The organism is Streptomyces sp. NPDC054770 (assembly GCF_053611985.1).
This window is the reverse complement of sequence record NZ_JBSHBL010000002.1, coordinates 137624-153389: the sequence shown is the minus strand read 5'-3', so window position 1 is coordinate 153389 and position 15766 is coordinate 137624. Positions and strand designations below refer to the sequence as shown.

Annotated in this window: 11 protein-coding genes; 6 read left to right on the top strand and 5 right to left on the bottom strand. The window is 73.6% G+C overall.

The annotated features are described in order from the left end of the window. The first annotated feature begins 213 nt into the window (after positions 1 to 213). Entirely contained in the window at positions 214 to 2598 is a 2385-nt protein-coding gene (locus ACWGKQ_RS03280; protein WP_453290146.1) for a SpoIIE family protein phosphatase, read from the top strand. Here the strand turns inward: ACWGKQ_RS03280 and helR are convergent. The 3 genes from helR to ACWGKQ_RS03265 all read right to left on the bottom strand — a co-directional run bounded on the left by helR (position 2595) and on the right by ACWGKQ_RS03265 (position 6926). Beyond that, positions 2595 to 4781, bottom strand: a complete 2187-nt coding sequence (gene helR / locus ACWGKQ_RS03275; protein WP_453290145.1) for an RNA polymerase recycling motor ATPase HelR — start codon at positions 4779 to 4781, stop codon at positions 2595 to 2597. The genes ACWGKQ_RS03280 and helR overlap by 4 nt on opposite strands. Positions 4782 to 5002: 221 nt before the next feature. Next, positions 5003 to 6205, bottom strand: a complete 1203-nt coding sequence (locus tag ACWGKQ_RS03270; protein ID WP_453290144.1) for a glycosyltransferase — start codon at positions 6203 to 6205, stop codon at positions 5003 to 5005. Positions 6206 to 6377: 172 nt separating this feature from the next. Further along, complete coding sequence (locus ACWGKQ_RS03265) at positions 6378 to 6926, bottom strand: RNA polymerase sigma factor (protein WP_453290143.1); 549 nt, start codon at positions 6924 to 6926, stop codon at positions 6378 to 6380. A 46-nt stretch (positions 6927 to 6972) separates the two neighbouring features. Between ACWGKQ_RS03265 and ACWGKQ_RS03260 the strand changes: the two genes are divergently transcribed. The 5 genes from ACWGKQ_RS03260 (at position 6973) to ACWGKQ_RS03240 (ending at position 12517) form a co-directional block, all read left to right on the top strand. Then, the gene (locus ACWGKQ_RS03260) at positions 6973 to 8376 is read left to right on the top strand and encodes a serine/threonine-protein kinase (RefSeq protein ID WP_453290142.1); all 1404 of its coding nucleotides are present in this window, start codon (positions 6973 to 6975) and stop codon (positions 8374 to 8376) included. 127 nt (positions 8377 to 8503) lie between these two features. Further along, on the top strand, positions 8504 to 9220 hold the full coding sequence (locus ACWGKQ_RS03255) for a DUF4232 domain-containing protein (RefSeq protein ID WP_453290141.1): 717 nt from the start codon (positions 8504 to 8506) through the stop codon (positions 9218 to 9220). A gap of 190 nt (positions 9221 to 9410) precedes the next feature. Continuing rightward, on the top strand, positions 9411 to 10661 hold the full coding sequence (locus tag ACWGKQ_RS03250; RefSeq protein WP_453290140.1) for a hypothetical protein: 1251 nt from the start codon (positions 9411 to 9413) through the stop codon (positions 10659 to 10661). Positions 10662 to 10729: 68 nt separating this feature from the next. Beyond that, a complete protein-coding gene (locus ACWGKQ_RS03245; RefSeq protein WP_453290273.1) occupies positions 10730 to 11989 on the top strand; it encodes an arsenic transporter in 1260 nt (419 codons plus the stop codon). Positions 11990 to 12028: 39 nt separating this feature from the next. Then, positions 12029 to 12517, top strand: coding sequence for a universal stress protein (locus ACWGKQ_RS03240; RefSeq protein WP_453290272.1), 489 nt, complete (start codon positions 12029 to 12031; stop codon positions 12515 to 12517). A 12-nt stretch (positions 12518 to 12529) separates the two neighbouring features. On the opposite strand, the gene ACWGKQ_RS03235 is transcribed toward ACWGKQ_RS03240, so the two are convergent. Together ACWGKQ_RS03235 and ACWGKQ_RS03230 are read right to left on the bottom strand one after the other, a co-directional pair. Next, positions 12530 to 14374 carry an RICIN domain-containing protein gene (locus ACWGKQ_RS03235; protein ID WP_453290139.1) on the bottom strand — a complete coding sequence of 615 codons (1845 nt, stop codon included), beginning with the start codon at positions 14372 to 14374 and terminating at the stop codon, positions 12530 to 12532. A 453-nt stretch (positions 14375 to 14827) separates the two neighbouring features. Further along, complete coding sequence (locus ACWGKQ_RS03230; RefSeq protein ID WP_453290138.1) at positions 14828 to 15727, bottom strand: helix-turn-helix domain-containing protein; 900 nt, start codon at positions 15725 to 15727, stop codon at positions 14828 to 14830. Positions 15728 to 15766 lie beyond the last annotated feature (39 nt).

The following is a 15766-nucleotide window of genomic DNA, read 5'->3' as shown; positions in this document are numbered from 1 at the left end:
TTCTGACGGGGTGACACATGTGCCCGTCAAGGGTCCGGAAGCCTCCTCCCCCTCCTTTCGTCCCGACGGCCGGTCCCCGTTCGGCACCCCGGACAGACCGCCGGCCTCGATCGAACGGCTGCCGCCGCTTGCCGGTCGAGAGCGGGTCCGAAGCACTACCCTGAACACGAGTGGTGCACCTGTTGACTGTGAGTGTGCGCTGGGAGTGGCGAGATGAGCCGGGTCTATCCGTTCGACGATGCGGCGACGGCCCGGGCTGTCATCGACGAGGACGGCACACTGACCGAGTGGAACGAGGGCGCGCGGCAGCTCCTCGGCCACCCGGCCGAAGAGGTCGTGGGCCGGCCCGCCGTGCTCCTGCTCGCCGGGGACGACACCCCGCGCGCACCCGTCGGCACCCGCTGGGACGGCACCGTCCAACTCCGCCACCGGGACGGCCGTACGGTCCCGGTCTGGCGGCTCGCCCACCACAACACGGCACTCGACGAACAGCCGGGCCACTGGCTGGTGGTCTCCCCGCTGGACGGCGGCGGCCCCCGCACCCTGGACGATCCGCTGACGACGGCCGTGCTGACCCAGTCGCCGTGCGCCCTCGCGGTCTACGACGACCAGCTCAGGCTGCACCGGGTGAACGACGCGATGGCCGAGGTCATCGGACTGCCCGAGGAGCGGATCCGGGGGCTCAGGATCACCGAGATCGGCGGCAAGTCGGAGAGCGCCGACCTGGAGCAGCACATGCTCCGGGTGCTGGCCTCCGGCCGGCCGCTGGACGTGCAGACGTACATGCGCACCGGCGGCGAGGACCGGGCGCACGCCTGGCTGGCCCGGATGGCGCCGGTGACCGACGCCGCCGGGCGGGTGCGGGGCGTGAGCCTGGCCGCCCACGACTTCACCGAGAACTACCTGTCCAGGGAGCGGCTCCAGCTGGTCAACGCGGCGAGCGTGCGCATCGGCAGCACCCTCGACGTCACCCGTACGGCTCAGGAGCTGGCGGACGTCTGTGTGCCCGCGCTCGCCGACTTCGTCACCGTCGACCTGCTGGACCCGCCGGAGAACGGCGGTGATCTGCCGACCCGGCTGACCGCGCCGGTCACCCTGCGCCGCACCGCGCACCAGTCCGTGCTGCCCGGCATCCCCGAGGCGATCCTCAAGCCCGGGCACACCGAGGTCTACCCGGCCACCTCGCCGCAGGCCGACTCGCTGGCCGCGGGGCACACGATCGTGGCCTCGGTGGCGTCCGGCGAGCTCGACGAGTGGCTGACCTGGAACAAGCCACGCGCGGAGCGGGTGCGCGAGTTCGGCGTGCACTCCTCGATGTCCGTGCCGATCCAGGCCCGCGGCACCACCCTGGGGGTCGCGGTGTTCAGGCGGCACCGGCGGCTCGACCCGTTCAGCCCGGACGACGTGCTGCTCGCCGAGGAGATCACGGCCCGGGCCGCCGTCTGCATCGACAACGCCCGCCGGTACTCGCGCGAGCGTGAGACCGCCCTGGCCCTCCAGCGCAGCCTGCTGCCCCGGACGCTGCCGCGCACCGCAGCCCTCCAGGCCGCCTCCCGCTACCTGCCGGCGGCGCGGGCCGGGGTGGGCGGCGACTGGTTCGACGTGATCCCGCTGTCCGGGCTGCGGGTCGCCATGGTCGTCGGGGACGTCGTCGGCCACGGTGTGCAGGCCTCCGCGACCATGGGGCGGCTGCGGACCGCCGTGCGCACCCTGGCCGACATCGATCTGGCCCCGGACGAGCTGCTCACCCACCTCGACGACCTGGTGCTCCGGCTCTCGGCGGAGCACGGCGGCGAGGGCAGCCCCGGCGAGGTCGGCGCGACCTGCCTGTACGCCGTCTACGACCCGGTGTCCCGGCGCTGCACGCTGGCCCGCGCCGGACACCCGCCGCCCGTGCTGCTCCGGCCCGGCCACCGTCCCCAGCGCCTTGACCTGCCCGCCGGTCCCCCGCTGGGCCTGGGCGGGCTGCCGTTCGAGTCGGCCGAGGTGACCCTGCCCGAGGGCACGGTCCTGGCGATGTTCACGGACGGGCTGATCACCTCCCGGCACCGCGACCCGGACACCGGCCGCCGGCTCCTCCACGAGGCGCTGGCGGCGTACAGCGACTCCCTGGACGAGACCTGCGACCGGATCCTGCACGCCCTGCTGCCGTCGGGCGGCGCGGCCGACGACGTGGCCCTGCTGCTGGCCCGCACCCAGAGCCTGCCGGCGGCCCGGGTGGCGTCCTGGGACATCCCCGCCGACCCCGCCCTGGTCGCGCCGATCCGCAAGCAGGCCGTGGAACAGCTCGACGTGTGGGACCTGAGCATGGCCGCCTTCACGGCGGAGCTGGTGGTCAGCGAGCTGGTCACCAACGCCATCCGCTACGGCGCCCACCCCATCCGGCTCCGGCTGATCCACGACACGACCACCCTGATCTGCGAGGTCTCCGACACCAGCCACACGGCCCCGCACCTGCGCCGGGCCAAGACCTGGGACGAGGGCGGCCGGGGCCTGCTGCTGGTGGCCCAGCTCACCCGGCGCTGGGGCACCAGGCACACCGCGGAGGGCAAGACGATCTGGGCCGAGCTGTCCCTCTTCGAGGACGACATCCCCTAGCTCGTCAGGACGACCAGCTGCCGGGTCGCGCGGGTCATCGCGACGTAGCGGTCGACGCCGCCCGGGACGCCCGTGCCGAAACTCTCCGGGTCGACGAGGACGACCAGGTCGAATTCGAGCCCCTTCGACAGCTCGGGAGTGAGGGAGGCGACCCGGGGCGTCGGCGTGAAGCGGGGGTCGCCGATGACGCAGGCGACGCCCTCGGCGTGGGCGGCGAGCCAGGTGCCGAGGATCTCGTCCAGCTCCGCCACGGATCCGTGGACCACGGGCAGGCCACTGGCGCGGATCGAGGTCGGCACGTTGGCGTCCGGGAGCACGGCCCTGATGACCGGCTCGGCCTCCGCCATGATCTCTTCCGGGGTGCGGTAGTTGATGCTGAGCGAGGCCAGGTCGACGCGGTCGAACCCGACCCGTGCCAGGCGTTCCCGCCAGGTCTCCGGGAACCCGTGCCGGGCCTGGGCGCGGTCCCCGACGATGGTGAAGCTCCGGGACGGGCAGCGCCCCAGCAGCATCTGCCACTCCGCGTCGGTGAGTTCCTGGGCCTCGTCGACGACGATGTGCGCGAACGGGCCGGCCAGCAGGTCCGGGGCGAGGACGGACAGCTCGGACTCGTCGACCAGGCTGACCTTGGCGTCCGCGCCGCGGAGCATCCTCACCAGCCCCTCGCCGTCGTCCCCGTCGGCACCGGAGTCGGCGGCGGCCCCGATCAGGTTGTCGACGACCTGGGCCATGCGCTCGCGCTGGGCGGCGAGCACGGCCGCCTGCCGCCGCTTGCGCCGGTCGGCCTCCGGGTCGCCGAGCCGCTGCCGGGCCGCGTCGAGCAGCGGCAGGTCGGACACCGTCCAGGCCTGGGCGTCGGCGCGCTGGAGCCTGCGTACCTCGTCGCGGTCCAGCCAGGGGGCGCACAGCCTGAGGTAGGCGGGCACCGACCAGAGGTCCCCGACCAGGTCGGTCGCCGTCAGCAGCGGCCAGGCCCGGTCGAGTGTGTCGACCAGGTCCCGGTCCTGCTGGAGCGACTCGCGGAACTCCTCGGGCGTGACGTCGTCGCCGTCGTACTTGTCCAGCAGGATGGCGGCCAGTTCCTCCCAGATCTGCTCGCGTGCCTCGTTGTGCGGGGTGCCGGGGGCCGGTGCCCGGAACGCGTCGGCCCAGTCGTCGGCGGTCAGCCGGAGGGTGGCCCAGTCGGTCGTGACCGTCATCCCCGCGGCCGGCGGCTCCTCGTAGAAGGAGACGCCCGTCTCGATCGCCCGGACCAGGTCCGCGGACGACTTCAGGCGGGCCGCCTCGGGGTCGGCCTCGGCCGTCGCGGCGGCCCCCTCCTCGACGAGGTCGCGCAGGACGCAGGTCTGCACGCCCTCCTCGCCGAGGCTCGGGAGGACGTCGGAGACGTAGTTCAGGTAGGGCCGGTGCGGGCCGACGAACAGCACCCCGCCCCGCCGGTGGCCCAGCCGCGGGTCGGAGTACAGGAGGTGGGCCGTGCGGTGCAGGGCGACGACCGTCTTGCCGGTGCCCGGGCCGCCGTCGACGACCAGGGCGCCGCGCGAACCCGCGCGGATGATCGCGTCCTGGTCGGCCTGGATCGTGGCGAGCACGTCCCGCATCCGCTCCGACCGGTCGGCGCCCAGGCTGGCGATGAACGCGGACTGGTCGTCGAGCGCGGCGTGCCCGTCGAGTCCGTCGGCGGTGAACACCTCGTCCCAGTAGTCGCTGATCCTGCCGTCCGTCCAGCGGTATCTGCGGCGGCTGCGCAGCCCCATCGGATCGGCGTGGGTGGCCGCGAAGAACGGCTCGGCCGCGGGCGACCGCCAGTCGATCAGCAGCCGGCGACCCTCGCCGTCGGTGAGGCCGAGCCGGCCGATGTACACGGGCTCGGGGTCGTCGGCGCCGACCATGCGGCCCAGGCAGAGGTCCAGTCCGAAGCGGCGCAGGGTGCGCAGCCGTCCGGTCAGCCGGTGCACCTCGATGTCCCGGTCCATCGCCGCCCGGCCGGTGCCGCCCGGCGCCCTGAGCTCGGCGTCGAGGCGGTCGGACAGCTCGGCGATGGACTGGGCGAGGCACTCGGCGACGGCGGCCAGGTGCCGCTCGTCGGCGGCGATCAGGGCGGGGTCGGCCTTGGCGGAGAGGCCTTCGGGCAGTTCGAAGGCGCTGGTGGTCCTTGTGGTCCTGGTGTTCAGGGGGTTCAATGCATCAGCTCCGTGGGGAGGCCGGGCGCCGGAGGCGGGCACGGCGGGGCGTCCGGACCGGCGGGACGGCTCTGGTGGCCGGGACGGGCAGTGCTCCGTCCGACGTGCGCACCGGGACAATCGCCGGTTCGGGTCGCGGCGGTGTGCGAGTGGCGGGGTGTACGGGTGGGGGTGTCCGGGTGTCCGGGTGTTCGATGGGCCGCGTGGGGCCGGCGTGCGGCTCAGGCGCCGTCGAGGAGCAGCCGGGCGGCCACGGTCGCTCCGTCGGTGCGCATCGCGCCGGCCACGGCGGCGGCACGGGTGCGGGTCTCGGGGGTGAGGGCGGTCGCGAGCGCGGCCGACAGGGACTCGAAGTCCGGAACGGGGCCGTCGTGGGCCGCGCCGATGCCCAGCTCGGCCACCCGGGCGGCCCAGTACGGCTGGTCCACGATCTGGGGTACGACCACCTGTGGCGCACCGGCCACCGCGGCCGTGGTCGTGGTGCCCGCGCCCCCGTGGTGGACGACGGCGGCCACCCGGCGGAACAGCGCCTGGTGGTTGACCTCGCCGACGGCGAAGCAGTCGGCGCTGCAGTCGACCGGTGCGAGATCCGCCCAGCCGCGGCCGATCAGCACCCGGCGGCCCTGGGCGCGGACCGCCTCGACGGCCACCCGGGCGGCGTCCGGTGCGCCGCGCATGGCCATGCTGCCGAAGCCGACGTACACCGGCGGTGCGCCGGCCTCCAGGAAGGCCACCAGTTCCGCCGGGAGCGGGCGTTCGTCCGCGAGCAGCCAGGCGCCGGTCTGCACGAGGTCGAGATCCGTCAGGTCCTGCCACGGGGCCAGCACCGGGTCGGCCGCCAGCCATCCCCGGTCGGTGAGGACATGGTCCCGGACGTTGTCCACCGGCGGCAGACCGAGCGCGGCCCGGTGGGTGTTGAGCGCCTCGCCGTACAGCGCGTTCACCCGCTCGGCGTCCACCTTCCACAGCGTCCGCAGGTCGGCGTCGGCGGGGAACGGGCCGCCCGGCCTGCCCGGCGGCGGGAAGTGCGAGGACGGCAGCCCGAACGGCTGGAAGAAGGCCGGCCGGTAGCGGATGCCCAGCTTCTCGGCCACCGACCGGGCGCCGGCCGGCATCAGGCCGCTCGCCACCAGCGCGTCGCATCCCTCGGCCGCGGGGCCGACCGTGTCAAAGTACGCGGCGACCAGCTCGGGCGCGAGCTTGAACGCGTCCTCGGGCGCCGGCTTCGGCCGGGTCACCAGCGCGCGCACCGACGGCCCGAACGGCACGTGCGGTACGCCCGCCCGTGCCAGCAGCGCCGCGAACTCCTCGTCGGGCGGGGCGCACACCCGCGCCTGGGCGCCGAGTTCCCGCAGCGCCACGGCGAGTCCCACCAGCGGTTCGACATCGCCGCGCGACCCGTATCCCATCAAAAGCACACGCATGCAGCGCATCCCCCAAATACCGCAGTTCCTGGCTTCGGCCTGCGATTCTGCGGGACGAGGGGGGCCTTGCCGCAAGCCCCCCGGTGCGCTATACGTTAAGAAGGGCAGGGAGTGGAAGAACTCCCCGCCCTCTGTGTTTTCCGCGGGCCGCGCCGAGCGGCCCGTTCTGCTGTCACGGCGCGCTCAGCCAGGGCCGGACCTGCTTGCGTGCCTCGTGCAGCCGGGACTTCAGCGTGCCCAGCGGGATCCCCACCCGCTCGGCGACCTCGGCGTAGTCCAGCTGGCAGATGTCCCGGTAGACGAGCGGCGCGACCAGCTGCGGGTGCTCCCGCTCCAGCCGGTCCAGCGCCTCCAGCAGGTCGATCCTGGACCCGGCGATCACACTCGTGGTGCGCGGGTCGACGTGCTCGGTCGGCTCGATGGCCGCCGGCTGCTCCGCCGCCCGCCGCTTCAGGTCCCGGTACTTCTGCCGGGAGCAGTTGGCGACGACCGTGTACAGCCAGGTGCTGAAGCGGCTGCGGCCCTCGAAAGTGGAGATCTTCCGGGAGATCTGGAGCAGCACGTCCTGGGCCGCCTCCTCGGCGTCCTCCCGGCACGGCAGGAACCGTCCGCAGCGTCGTACGACGTCGGGCCAGACCGCGCTCAGCAGCTGGTTCAGGGCCACCTGGTCGCCGGCGGCGGCCCGCCGGGCGAGGTCTTCGGTCAGCGCGACGTCCGGCACGGGAGGTCCCCCTCTAAGTCGATCTCAGGACAGGCATGATAGTCGTATGCAACCCCTGGAGCGGATCGGCCGCTATCTCCTCGAACGGCGCCTGGGCACCGGTGCCTTCGGGACGGTCTGGCTCGCTTACGACGACCAGCTGGACGCCCCGGTGGCGGTCAAGGTGCTCGCCGACAACTGGTCCCACCGCCTGGACATCCACGACCGCTTCCTGTCCGAGGCCCGGCTGCTGCGGCGGGCCGACTCGAAGCGTGTGGTGCAGGTCTACGACATCGGCGAACTCCCGGACGGGCGGCCGTACTTCGTGATGGAGTACGCCGACGCGGGCACCCTCGCCGACCTGCTCGGCGGCGGCCCGCTGCCGGTCTCCGACGCGCTGCGGCTGACCGCGCTGGCGGCGCGCGGCGCGGCTGACCTGCACGGGGCGGGGATCGTGCACCGGGACATCAAGCCGACGAACGTGCTGCTGCGCACGGCGCAGGACGGCACCCGGCGGGTGCTGCTGGCCGACCTGGGGCTGGCGAAGAGCCTGGCGCAGGCGTCGGGGCTGACCCTGGCCGCCGGTTCGGCGGGGTACCAGCCGCCGGAGCAGGCCCAGCCCGGCGAGGGCATCGACGCCCGCGCCGACGTCTACTCCCTGGGCGCGGTGGGCTACGAGCTGGTCACCGGCACGGTACCGGCGGCGCCCGGGCAGGTCGTCCGGCCCGAGCGGCTGCGGCCGGACCTCGGAGACGATGTTCAGCGGGCGCTGATGCGGGCCCTGGAGCCGGACCGGCAGCGGCGCTGGCCGACCGCGCAGGCCTTCGCGGACGAGCTGGACCGGCTGGCGGCGGCCACCGCGGGCCGCCGGTCGCGGCGGGTCCGGCGGCTGGACGGGGTCCGCAGGCGGCTCAACGCGGTCACCCTGACCGTCGCCGCGGTCCTCGCGGCCGGGGGCACCGCCCTCGCGGTCACGCTGGCCGACCGGGGCGGGTCGGCGGGGGACGAGACGCGGGTCGCCGACTCCACCGGGCGGGTGGTGGCCGAGGTGCCGTCCGGGTGGGCGGGCGAGCTGCGCAACTCCGGCTGGAACCCGCAGGCCCTGGGGCTGGCCTCCGGGCAGCAGCCGGGTCTGGAGGTCGCCGACGACGTGTCCGGGTGGCAGGACCTGACGAAAGCGGTGAACGGCGTGTTCATCGGCGTGAGCGAGCACGGCGACGTGGCGGCCAAGGTGGACAAGCTGTCCCACTCCGGGTGCCACTACGACGGCAGCCGCGCGTTCACGAGCAGCGACTGGAAGGGCCGGATCCGCACCTGGAGCGCCTGCCCGGGCTCCGGCGGCTCGATCCAGGAGGCGGCCCTCGGCCCGGCCGACGGTTCCGACCAGCCCCAGGTGTATGTCCAGGTACGGCAGAACGCCGTCGACAAGGCCACCACGGACGCCGTCCTCGGCTCGATCAAGGTCACGTGAGGGAAAAAATCTCGGCGTGGCCCCGAACTTTTCCAGCGCTTTCCGTATCGGATGGTAGTGACGGCGCACGGAGCGCCTCCGGGTACACCTCACGGCGTGCCACGAACAACCAGGAGTGTGGAAAGACATGGCGCACACGTCCCAGTCCTTGCGGCGCGGGGCGGCCCTGCTTGCGAGCGCGGTCGCGGCCCTGGGCCTCCTGACGGCCTGTGGCAATGACAGCCCGGGCAAGTCCCCGGAGTCCGTGTCGGGCACGGCGGCACCCGCGACGGACGGCTCTCAGGGTTCGGGCACCTCGGACACCGGCTCCGGGTCCGGTGGCACGAACACGACGTCCCCCACGTCGTCCACGTCCTCCACGTCGTCCCAGAGCTCCGGGAACTCCGGGTCCACGACGGGCGGTGGCACCACCGCCGCGAGCAGCACCCGCTGCCACACCTCCGACCTGAACATCACGGTGGGCGGCAACAACCCGGGGGCCGGCCAGGAGAACTTCCCGATCGTGATCACCAACACGTCACCCGGCACCTGCACCGTGCGCGGCTATCCGGGCGCCGCCTTCGTGAACGCAGCCGGCACCCAGCTCGGCCCCGACCCGCAGCGGGAGTCCGGCACCACCGCCCAGACGGTCACCCTCAAGTCCGGGCAGAGCGCCTGGGCGGGGCTGACCTTCTCGAGCCCGGACATCAGCGGTGCCAAGACGGCGACCCCGGCCGCGCTGCTTGTCACCCCGCCGGACGAGAAGGACTCGCTGAAGGTGGCCTGGAAGGGCGGCCCGGTCCCCGTGTCCGGCAACTCCTCCACGGTGCGCCTGAACGTGTTCAGCGCCGGTACCGGCGCCTGATCACCCCCTGACCGGACCCCGCTGCCACTCCCCCGGGCAGCGGGGTCCGTCATGTCCGGGCCACGACTGTCACAGACGTGCAACACGCACGGCCGGCTCCGATCTTTTTCGCCGGACCGCCCATCGAACCCGTCGACCACACAGCAACGGGGCTCCGCGAGGGGCCGGGACGACGGAATCGGGGACGGACATGAGCGGCATCTCTCGCAGGCAGGTGCTGGCGGCGGGCGCGACGGCGGGGGCTCTCGGCGCTCTCTCCGCATGCTCGAACGGCAGCTGGAACCTGGGCGGCAGCAGTTCGGCCGACGGCGTCAAGGACGGCGACGGCGGTGCGCCGGCCAAGCCGCTGAAGCTCATCGGCGACGGCTCCACCGCCGACACCGGCGCGCAGCCGCACCAGCCGAAGGCGACGCGGATGGCGGCCGGCAGCAAGCCGCCGCAGTTCGTGGTCTTCTCCTGGGACGGCGCGGGCGAGCTCAGCAACCAGCTGTTCTCCCGGTTCCGGAAGGTGGCCGCGGACCACGGCGCGAAGATGACGTTCTTCCTCTCCGGCATCTACACCCTGCCCGAGTCCAAGAAGGACCTCTACCGTCCCCCGCAGCACGCGGTCGGCGCCTCCGCGATCGGCTACCTCTCCGACCGGCACATCCACAACACACTCCAGCAGGTGCGCGCGGCCTGGCTGGAGGGCCACGAGATCGGCACCCACTTCAACGGGCACTTCTGCGGCTCCGACGGCGTGCGCAACTGGTCCCCCGCCGAGTGGCGCAGCGAGATCGACCAGGCCATGGACTTCGTCACCAAGTGGAAGACCAACACCGGCTTCACCGACCTGGAGCCGCTGCCCTTCGACTACCGCAAGGAGCTCATCGGCGGCCGCACCCCGTGCCTGGAGGGCCAGAGCAACCTGCTGCCCACGGCCGCCGCGCTCGGCTGGAAGTACGACGCCAGCTCCCCCGGCGGTCTGCAGATCTGGCCGGCCAAGGTGCAGGGCAACCGCATCTGGGACTTCCCGCTCCAGTCCATACCGTTCCCCGGGCACTCCTTCCAGGTCCTGTCGATGGACTACAACATGATGTACAACCAGTCCGCCGGTAACCCGCTGGGCGACAAGACCCAGTACGACGCCTGGCGCACCCAGGCCCGCGACAGCTACGTGGCGGGCTTCGAGCGGGCGTACACCACCAACCGGGCGCCGTTCTTCATCGGCAACCACTTCGAGCGCTGGAACGGCGGCATCTACATGGACGCCGTCGAGGAGGCGATCGGCCGGATGGCCCAGTACGACGACGTGCGCTTCGTCTCCTTCAAGCAGCTGGTGGCGTGGCTGGAGGCGCAGGACCCTGCGGTGCTGCGGAAGATGCGCACGCTGAACCCGGGGCAGGAGCCGGTGGGCGGGTGGGGAGAGTTCCTGGGCGCGGCGGGTACCCGGACCTCGTAACCGGGTCCGTCCGCCTTCATCTGCTTTCATGGGCGGGCCGTACCTGATCACGCCCCGAGGAACACACCCTGAACACCCCGCTCGCCGAGTCCCTGTCCGTCCTCCTGCTCGCCGCCGTCCTCGCCTGGGCCGTGATCCGGCCGCGCGGCTGGCCGGAGGCGGTGCTCGCCGTACCGGCGGCGGGGATCGTCGTCGCCACCGGGGCGATCTCGCTCGACCACGCACGGGCGGAGGCCGAGCAGCTGGGGCCGGTCGTCGGCTTCCTCGCCGCCGTCCTGGTGCTCGCCCACTTCTGCGACGTGGAGGGCCTGTTCCAGGCCTGCGGGGCATGGATGGCCCGGTGGTCGGGCGGGCGGCCGGTGCGGTTGCTGACCGCGGTGTTCGCGCTGGCGTCGGTGATCACGGCGGTGCTCAGCCTGGACGCGACGGTGGTGCTGCTGACGCCGGTGGTGTTCGCGACGGCGGCCAGGTCCGGGGTGCGGGCGAAGCCGCACGTCTACGCCTGTACGCACCTGTCCAACACGGCCTCGCTGCTGCTGCCGGTGTCCAATCTGACGAACCTGCTGGCGTTCGCGGCGAGCGGGCTGAGCTTCACCCGGTTCGCGGCGCTGATGGTGCTGCCCTGGCTGGTGGCGATCGGCGCGGAGTACATGGTGTTCCGGCGGTTCTTCGCCCGTGACCTGTCCTCGGCGGCCCCGGGCTCCGAGGATCCCGGCGAGCCGCCCCGGCTGCCGGTGTTCGCGCTGGTGACGGTGGCCTGCACGCTCGCCGGGTTCGTGCTCACCTCCGCGGTGGGGATCGACCCGGCGTGGGCGGCGTGCGCGGGTGCGCTGGTGCTGGCCGGGCGGGCGCTGCTGCGGCGGCGGGCGACCCCGGTGACGGTGGTGAGGGCGGCCGCGCCCGCGTTCCTGGCGTTCGTGCTGGCGCTCGGGATCGTGGTGCGGGCGGTCGTCGACAACGGACTCGCGGACGCGCTCGGTCATGTGCTGCCGGGCGGGACCGGCCTCCCGGCGCTGCTCGGCATCGCCGCGCTGGCCGCCGTCCTGGCGAACATCGTCAACAACCTGCCCGCGGTGCTGGTGCTGCTGCCGCTGGCCGCGCCGGCCGGTCCGGGCGCGGTGCTCGCGGTGCTGCTCGGGGTGAACATCGGCCCGAACCTCACCTACGCCGGGTCGCTCGCGACGCTGCTGTGGCGCAGGATCGTGCACCAGCACGACCACGGGGTGGACCTCGGCGAGTTCACCCGGCTGGGGCTGCTCGCCGTGCCGGCCGCGCTGTGCGGGGCGGTGGTGGCACTGTGGGGTGCGCTCCAGGTGGTCGGGATCTAGTCGGGTGTCCGGTCAGGATCTAGCTGGGAGGCCATGGACATGCGGGTGATCGTCTGGCTGGTCGAGGGGACCTGGCCGGCCTGTGTGGACGCGGCGCGCGACTACGCGCGGGGCGCGTCCGAGGTGGTGCTGCTGCACGTGGCCGAGCCGGGGGTGGCCGGGCTCGCACACGGCGCCTTCGCGGGGCTGCTGGGCCGGGCCGGCTCGGAACCGGACCCGGAGCGGCGGCTGGTGGAGCTGGGCGGGACGTCGGGGGCGGAGCTGCTGGCCGCGGCCGCGGCCCGGCTGGGGCTGCCGTGCACCCGGCTGGAGCGGGTCGGCCGGGTCGAGCGGGAGGTGGTGGCCGCCGCCGGTGACGCCGGCCTGCTGGTGCTGGCCCGGGACGGCGACCGGTCCCGGCTCGGGCCGCACAGCCTGGGCAAGGCGGCGCGGTTCGTCGTCGACCACGCGCCCTGCCCGGTGCTGATGGTGTGGCCGGAGGGGGCGCCGGACCTGACGACGATGCCGCCTCCGCCGCCGCACCCCTGAGCCCGCGCGGGCTCAGTGACCGCCGTGGTGGCCCCCGCCCCCGCCGTAGCCGCCGCCGTCACCCCAGCCGCCGCCGTACTGGCCGTCCCCCTGGCCGTAGCAGTAGCCCGGGTACTCGACGCACGGGTTGTAGCTGGAGGTGCTCGACGGCGTCGGCTGCGCGGTCGTCTTCGACGCCGACGGGGTGGGCGTCGGCGTGGCGGGCTTCGCGGCCTTGGTGGTCGGGGTGGGGGTCGCGGTCGGTGTCGGGGTGGTGTCGGCGTCCCAGTTGACGATCTGCATCTGCAGGTCGGGCTGGGAGGTGTCCATCACCCAGCGCTGTGCGCTGACGCTCGCGCGGGTCTTGACCACCAGGGCGCCGCCGCCGTCGGTGGCGGCCGGGGCGAGCGCCAGGTCCTGGTCCCAGCGGGGTATCAGCGCGCCCTGGAGGGTGAAGTCGTAGTGGACGCTCTTGCCGGCCTTGGAAGCGGTCGCGGCCGTGCACGGGGCGAGCTGGACGGAGTAGCCGAGGTGCGAGTCGAGGCACAGCTCGGGGGCGGCCGCGTTGCGCAGCAGTCCGTCGCCCTCGTACGTCCACTGCTGGCTGGCGACCGAGGAGCACTCGGTGAGCGCGGTCTCGGCGCCCTTGACGGCCTTCTTGCCGACCACGCCGATGCAGAGGCCGGAGGCGATGTTGTGCAGCCGGCCGCGCAGGGTGCCCTGCGTGGTCCGGCTGGTGCCGATCCAGGACGGGCCCGAGGTGGCGGTGCCGGCCGGCGTGGCGGACGGCTTGGCGGCGGCCGAGCTGCCGTCGTCACCGGAGCCGAGCACCGACCACAGCACCAGCGGCAGCACGACCAGGCCGCTCACGGTGGCCACCGCCACGGTGAGGTTGCGGCGCCGCACCCGGCGGGCGGCCCGCTGCTTGGCGCGGCGGGAGGCGGCGGGGTGCACGATCAGGTCCTTGCCCGGGGCGGCCGGCGGCACGAACGCCTCGCCGCCCGCGAACCCCCCGGCGGGCACGGCCGCGGGTTCGGCGGCCTGCTCGGCCGGGCCGGCGGCCCGGGAGTCCATGTAGGCGCGGGCGCCCCAGCCGAGCACGGCCTCGGCGAGGGCGATGCCGAGTCCGCCGTTGAACTGCTGGAGCTGGTCGGCGGTGTACCGGCAGTGCTTGCAGCCGGACAGGTGCTGCTGGAGGTCCCGGTCGATGTCGAGCCCGCCGCGCCGGAAGGTCACGTCGATCATCCGGACGTAGCGCTGGCACTCGTCCTCGTGGGCGAGTTCGCGGTGCACCTGGAGGCACTCCTCGCGCATCCGCTCGCGGGCCCGGCGCAGTTCCACCTGCGCGTCCTGCTCGTCCAGGCCCAGCAGTGCGGCGGGGGCCGCCAGCGGCTCGGACTCGACCTCGGTGTGCCACAGCACGGTCCGCGAGGACGGGGTGAGCCGCTGGAAGGCGCGGGAGAGCAGCCGCCGGTTCGCGGGCGGGAGCAGCCGGGAGGCGGCCCGCTCGCCCTTGCCGACGCGCAGCTGGGGGTGGAGCAGATCGCCGCGGCCGTCGTGGTCCCATTCGGCGGCGATACGGCGGACGGTGACAAGGAGCTGGGGACGCCAGGCGGCGGTCGGGCCGGCCTGGCGGAGGGATTCACCGAAGAGTCTGGTGAATGCGGCGGTGGTGAGCATTCCCGCGCCGCGCGTCCCGTCGGTGCACAGGCGGGCGTAGGCGAAGGCCGCTTCCCAGTGCCGGTCGAGAAGTTCACCTACGGGGTGCAGGGCGGGTGCGGTGCCCGTCCACTGCTTGAGCTCGGCGCTGAGCTGCTCGTCGGTGACGTCGAACGGCCGGGCGGGGGTAGGGGAATTCCCCAGGCCTGCGTCATTCACGGCGGCATTCCTTCCAGACGCAACGCGGGATTCGGTCCATACCATCTGGTATGCGACCGGTATGCGACCCGGCCGACACCGAGGTCGGATGGGCTTGTTGGGGGTTCGGCACGCGAACGTCCGCCGTCGGCAGCTCTTTTGAAGCGTGGGGGGCGTACGGGAGCGGCCTCGCGCATGCGGCGGTTGAAAACAATTGTCCGCATGCCGACACGGCACACCTTTGCACAGGCCAGCAGGGCGGAACAAGGGATACCGGGGTTTTGCGCACCGCCCGGCGGTTACGGTAATTTGACGAAACGTCAATGGCCGGGTCCGCGCATTGTCGCCGTATCGACATCGCAATTGACACGGGGATTCAGGGCCGACCGCCCCGGTATCCACAGGAACCATTGAACCATGGTCCGACCTGCACAAGCCGCCCGGGCGTCGGCGCCCGTGAACCAATAGCCCCGGTTATTGGAGGCGTTCACCGGAGCGGTAGGCACCGGGCGGGACACCGTATCTTTCTCGGAAAACCCGGTTGAAGTGGAACGGGCTGGGAAATCCGGACGCGGCGGCGACCCGCTCGACGGTCAGGTCAGTGCTCTCCAGCAGCCGGGCGGCGTGTCGCAGCCGCGCCTCGCGCAGCGCGCGCATCGGAGGCACGCCGGTCTGCCCGGTGAAGAGGTGGGCGAACCGGGACGGCGACAGCGCGACACGCGCGGCGAGCGAGCGGACCGTGTGCGGGGCGGCCGGGTCGGCGGCGATCAGTTCCTCGGCACGGCGCACCCGTCCGTCCCCGGCACCCGGGCCGGGCGCCGGCCGGTGTGCGCCGGCGGTCGCGAGCAGGACGACCTCCTCCAGCGCGCACAGGGCGAGTTCGCGCGCCGCGCTGCCGTGCGCGACGGCGACGGGGGCGTCACCGGGTGCCGCGGCGGGCGGTGCGCCGGCGCCGGTCCAGCGGGAGTCGGCGAGCACGCGTCGGAAGGCCGCCTCGATCCGGGCGTGGGTGTCGCCCGGGGCGCCGACGGCGTACACGCCGTCGCCTAGGGCGCGGGGACCCAGCCACGGGGTCCAGTGCGGGCGGATCTCGCAGTGGGCCCACCAGAACCGCCAGCGGGGCGCGCCCGGCCCGACGGCGTAGCCGTGCGGGACGCCGGGGGCGAGGACGACGAGGTCACCGGGGCGCGCACGGGTCTCCACGGCCCCCTGCCGGAGCAGCCCGCAGCCGTCCGTCGTCCAGGTCAGCAGCCAACTGCCCGACCCCTCGGGGCGGTTCACCCGGTAACCGGGACCCTCGTCGTAGCGGCCGGTGACGACCATGCCCGGCGGCGGGGCCGGGGCAGCAGTGCCGGGCAGCTCCGCAGCGCTCATGGGCATCCTCTCCGCGGGTGCGTCGGCCTAGCGTGACAG